This window comes from Roseburia sp. TF10-5 (assembly GCF_003462365.1).
In the GTDB taxonomy this organism is placed as follows: Bacteria; Bacillota; Clostridia; order Lachnospirales; family Lachnospiraceae; genus Roseburia; species Roseburia faecis.
The window spans coordinates 1-1,852 of record NZ_QTYW01000041.1 but is presented as its reverse complement, the minus strand read 5'-3'; the positions used below and the strand labels follow the sequence as shown (position 1 = coordinate 1,852).

Genomic DNA, 1,852 nt, shown 5'->3' with positions numbered 1-1,852 from the left:
TCTCTCCATATAATCAAGTGTTTTTTCAGTAAATTCAATATTTTTTGATACCTATAAATGAATATCGCTAAGGTTATGGAGTGATCTATACCTCATACAGGGCAGATATATAGTAATAATGGGTACACCAAATAAAACGTCATCACTTTTCGCTTTAAATGGCCTCGATGTATACCCATCCCTATATGGCAGCTTACCTCTCATGTCCAACAGGATCATCCTCCTTGCGGTGGGTCCTCACTTCCTTTGTTCTGCCTTTCCATAACCAGGGTGCCAGCTCAGCTATTTATCAGGGTCTATGCCCTCCGGAGAATACTCCTGCCGGCTACCAGCTCATTCTTTGTACTTTCATTACTGATCCAAACACTCTCATTACAGCACCTTTCGGCGGACGCTTCCTGCAATAATTATGGTTGTTTCATTGTTCTATGCAACTACGCTGCCTTAGTCTTGGTAGTTACTGGTCGCTTGATATCTTCAAGCAGCCTTGATGCATCATAGCTCTTTCCCTTTGTAAGAATCACATAGAATACTCTTATAAGCTTACATGCAACTGCTATGAGTGATTGCATCTTCTTTAACGGATTGTTATGCCTTGTAGTGTAATACTCATGAATCTGTCGGAATTCTTCATTCTTTCCAATAACTGACACTGCAGCCTGAACAAGCAGATATCTGAGACGTTTTCGTCCTCTTTTACTTATTCTTGTCTTGCCATTATGCTTTCCTGAGCTGTCTGCAACAAGTTCCAATCCTGCCAGTTTCTGAAGTTCTTTGGCTTTATCAAAGCGCGTGATATCACCTACTTCTGCTATAAAACCAGCTACTGTTATTATACCTATGCCTTTTATTTCAAGCAGTTTATCAACATACTTGATTTGTCTGCACAAGTTCTCAATAAGGCTGTTAACCTTTTCAAGACGTTTTAATTGGAGTTCATAATCCTCAATAAGATCCTGTATCTCCATACGGGCTTCCTCAAGTCCTTCGGTCAATCCAATACTCCGACTTGCTGCATGAACAATCAGCATAGCCTTCTTATGACCATTTCCCCTGAGTTTGGCATCCTTCCATATCTGGATGATACCATCAACACCCAGTTTTGTAATTTTCTCTGGCGTAGGCGCAGTCTTAAGCACCATCAATCCGCCTTTGGCGTCTATATGGGTGTAAATTCCCTTGTATTCAGGGAAATATACCGCTATCCATTTCTGCAGACGATTCTTGGAACGAATGAGTTCCTCTGTAAGAACAAATCTGCGATTTGAAGCATTTCTAAGCTCAGCATATACGCCAGTCGGCATATATGTATAAAAATATCTTCCATCTCTAACTAAGTTCGCAATTATGCGTGGATCCTTGCGATCATTCTTTGATGGGCTATTATCATCAAGTTCCTTTGTTCTGTGTACATGAAGCGGATTCACCATAACAAATCTGATATTCTTGCCACTCAGGAACTGTCCAAGGTTGAACCAGTAATGACCTGTAGGTTCGAACCCAACCAGGATCTCTTCAAGGTCATTCTGTTCCATTATTCGTGTCACTTTTTCATAGAATGCATTAAATCCCACCATGGAATTCGAAAAAGGGATCGGCTTCTTTGTAAGTTCAATTCCTCTCCAGTTGAAAGCTCTGAAATAATGTTTTTGGCTCCCAACATCAATTCCAACCACCAATGTTGTTTCTTTTACTTGCTGAATCTTCTTATTTTGTGTAGACTTCATATGTAGATACCTTTCTTTTCTGTTTATTACCAACTTGCAGGTCAGTAATGACAGTTTAGCTAAGGTATCTATTTTTGTAAATCAACTTACATCTCATCTACACTTTGAATTATACAGGAAGCTAT

The 1,852-nt window shown here is 39.7% G+C and carries 1 protein-coding gene; it reads right to left on the bottom strand.

Going from position 1 to position 1,852, the window contains the following annotated elements; genetic code table 11:
• Positions 1-434 precede the first annotated feature (434 nt).
• Positions 435-1,727, bottom strand: a complete 1,293-nt coding sequence (locus DXD06_RS16865) for an IS110 family transposase (RefSeq protein ID WP_117833208.1) — start codon at positions 1,725-1,727, stop codon at positions 435-437.
• Positions 1,728-1,852 lie beyond the last annotated feature (125 nt).

Bases quoted from the DNA above. Each gene is read 5' to 3' on its own strand.
- DXD06_RS16865 (WP_117833208.1), bottom strand. From the start codon at position 1,727: ATGAAGTCTACACAAAATAAGAAGATTCAGCAAGTAAAAGAAACAACA.